The 3,441-nt window shown below is 36.9% G+C and carries 3 protein-coding genes; 1 reads left to right on the top strand and 2 read right to left on the bottom strand.

Annotation, left to right across the window (positions count from 1 at the left end):
• Positions 1-99: 99 nt before the first annotated feature.
• A complete protein-coding gene (gene kdsB / locus E1171_RS04490) occupies positions 100-843 on the bottom strand; it encodes a 3-deoxy-manno-octulosonate cytidylyltransferase (RefSeq protein WP_155204513.1) in 744 nt (247 codons plus the stop codon).
• Positions 844-1,209: 366 nt separating this feature from the next.
• On the opposite strand from kdsB, the gene E1171_RS04485 reads away from it, so the two are divergent.
• Entirely contained in the window at positions 1,210-1,917 is a 708-nt protein-coding gene (locus E1171_RS04485) for an HAD family hydrolase (RefSeq protein ID WP_155204512.1), read from the top strand.
• Between the two features lie 161 nt (positions 1,918-2,078).
• Here the strand turns inward: E1171_RS04485 and E1171_RS04480 are convergent.
• Positions 2,079-3,441, bottom strand: a 1,363-nt coding sequence (locus E1171_RS04480) for an NfeD family protein (protein WP_425509605.1), incomplete at its 5' end; no start/stop codon positions are given.

Raw genomic sequence — 3,441 nt, 5'->3', positions numbered from 1 at the left:
AACAAACTAATGAAAAAGTGGGATTAAGGCAAACTTTTTCCTAATCTAGTATTTCGGATCCTATCATAGTAATAAAACTAAATACAAAGGACCTCACTATTAAAATCTATCCAACATCTTTCTGGCATGCTCTAAATCTTCTGGAGTATCCACCCCAATGGATTCCAAATCAGTTATTGCAACTTTAATTTTAAATCCATTCTCTATCCATCGCAGTTGCTCCAAAGATTCTGCTTTTTCTAGAGCAGAAGATTCGAGGGCACTAATTGTACTCAATACATCAGCTCTGTAAGCATAAATACCAATATGCTTATAAAAAGCATGCTGTTTTAGCCAGTTTTCCCGAGGAATTCCCCTTAAGTGAGGGAGGGTCTCCCGACTAAAATATATAGCATTCATTTGCAAATCATAAACCACCTTTACCTCCGCCGGATCAAATAACTTTCTCTCCTCAGTTATTTGTTTAATCAAAGTAGCCAATTCCGTTTTACCATCCAGATTTGCAGCCAATTCATCGATCATTTGTGGAGCAATAAAAGGTTCATCTCCCTGAATATTGATCACATAATCAAAAGATTCCTTTTGTTTGCCCAAAGCCTCAAAACAACGGTCTGTCCCACTTTGATGATGAGAAGCAGTCATAATAACTTCCCCACCAAATTCCCTTACATGACTAAATACTTTTTCATCATCCGTAGCTACTACTACATTTGAAAGTGCAGAGGCTTTTTGGGATTGTTCGTAAACCCTTTGAATCATGCTTTTGCCTCCAATATCAGCCAACACTTTCCCAGGGAAGCGTGTTGAAGCAAAGCGTGCCGGTATAATACCAATAATTTTCATCTTTTATTTTTCGATTTTATGTCCAAACTGCCTGAATTAATTCCAAAATTAAAAAATCAAGTGTTGTTAAGGTAGTTCTTATCTTTAGATTAAGAAAAAATTTCACCTTACAACACCAAGAAAACTCTTAAATCTCCGTTTTACGCATGGAACGGAAACCTATCTGGAAGAAAAAAATGACCATATTTTTAGAAAAGTACATTTTTTCACACTCACTAGATACCTAATTGATTAAAAACTGAGGTGATTTATAAAATATGTGTGTAGGCCTTTTTTCTTAAAATTCATTCAATAGTTATTTTTACGCACCTCCACGAAAGACAGACCGTCCCCAAAAAGGAAAGATTTTACTCTAATTAAAATAAAATGATTACTGAGAAAACAAACATAGAAGTCATTGCCTTTGACGCCGACGATACCCTTTGGATGAACGAAACGATTTTTAGTAAAGCACAAGGACAATATAGGGAAATGCTGCAAACCTACATTGAACCGGAAGTTTTAGATCAGCGATTTCATGAAACTATGATCCGAAACCTGCAATCTTTCGGCTATGGAATAAAAAACTTCACTTTTTCCATGATAGAAACGGCTATCGAATTGTCATATGGAAAAATCAGTGGCCTGGAGATCCAACAAATTATTAACCTTGGCAGAGAAATGCTAAAACATCCAGTAGAATTAATTAATGGGGTTAAAGAAACACTCCATAAACTATCCAAAGAATTTGAATTAATGATCATCACGAAGGGAGATTTATTTGATCAGGAAGGTAAAATTGCAAGGTCTGGGATTGCCCATTATTTTCCAAGAGTGGAAATCCTCTCAGAAAAGAACGAAATGGCTTACACCAATATTCTAAAAAGATACCAAATCACCACCGAGCAATTTTTAATGGTTGGGAATTCCCTAAAATCCGACGTTATTCCAGTTTGTAAAATAGGGGCAAATGCCCTGCACATCCCATTTCACATCACCTGGGCTCACGAACAGGTTGAGGAAAAGGAGCACCAAAATCTATCTTATTGGAAGGCAAAAAGTATTAAGGAAGTCCCTGACTTAGTTAAATGTTAAATATGAAGTTTTATAAATGAATTCCAAGGTTTTAATTCGTTAAACCCACAGCCTTCCACAAAGGAAATTTTTCTCATTCTTTTTCCAACAAAATGGGTTAAAATCCGCACATATAGTAAGGTAAAACCTTGGATTTCTACTATTCACTTTTAAATCTTAATTCATAACTCCTCCCCATTTTCGACTTTTCTTACTTTCAAAGAAGTTCCCTCATCAGATACCACTTCGATTTCACTGTTCTTTGTAATAAACTTCCCCTGGGTGTATGCATCCAATATTTCCCCTTCTATTTCCACTTTCCCACTGGGACGTAAAACAGTATAAGCTTTACCCTTTTTCCCCACATACGAAATGGTTTTAAAACTGGAAGTAAAACCTTCCTTACGCTTTTGGGTATCTTGCAAAGCCAGGCGTTTAAACATGTGCGTATCAGTAAATTTCAGCCCCCCAAAAAAGACAAAAATAATACTACCCAAAAATGCCAAAACAATGGTTAACACCGCTTTTACAATAGCACCAAATTCTACAAAAGAAAAATCAAAGCTGTCATTATTAAGCATAACCAGTACTAATGAAGCTATCATTAAAGCAATGCCGGAAAATCCTGCCACTCCAAATCCCGGAATAACAAAGAGCTCCAAAGCCAATAAAGCAACTCCCAAAAAGAACACCGCAATTTCCCAATTCGCTGCCAGGCCATTTAAATAATAAGGAACGAAATAAAGAATCATGGCTATAATACTAGCCAAAATAGGAAAACCCACTCCTGGTGTTTGTAATTCAAAATAAATTCCACCAATTATGATCAGAATAAGTATGCCACTCACAAAGGGATTTAAAAAGACAGAAATAATCTTTTCAACAAAATCCAGCTCAAAATGGGAAATTTCGTAATTATCCATTTGATTCTTCTTGAGGATATCCTCAATAGAGCTTACCTGCCCCTCACAATATCCCAATCGTATTGCTTCTGAAGTAGAAAGGGTGAGCACTTGACCCGAAGGAGCTAAGGTATCCAGATCAATCTTTTCATCCACCATGGCCTCAGCTATTTTTGGATCACGTCCCTTTGCTTCAGCTGTTGAACGCATAATAGATCGCATATAGGATTGATACTTGTCCGGTGCGGCTTCTCCCTGCCCGGTTACGACAGTGGCAGCCCCTATACTGGCTCCCCTGGCCATATAAATACTATCACAAGCAATAGATATCAAAGCTCCGGCAGAAGCTGCATCCTTGTCAATAAATACCCAAATTGGTTTTTCATATTCCAGTAACTTGGTACGTATCTTATCAGCGTCCTTCAAAGCCCCTCCATATGTATCCATATGAATAATAATTACATCAGACTCGCTTAAATCAGCTTTTTCTAATGCTAAATCCACATATCTACTCATTCTTGGATCGATGTCCGATTTAATATCCATGACCATCACCTTGGTTTGAGTAGTATCAGAAGCCACTGTCCTTGCACTAAGTTGAGACGCAACAAATACCAGGAAAAACAGAAAAAGTAATACTAAT

The organism is Xanthovirga aplysinae, assembly GCF_009711365.1.
Classification (GTDB): domain Bacteria; phylum Bacteroidota; class Bacteroidia; order Cytophagales; family Cyclobacteriaceae; genus Xanthovirga; species Xanthovirga aplysinae.
This window is presented reverse-complemented; position numbering and strand designations above follow the sequence as displayed.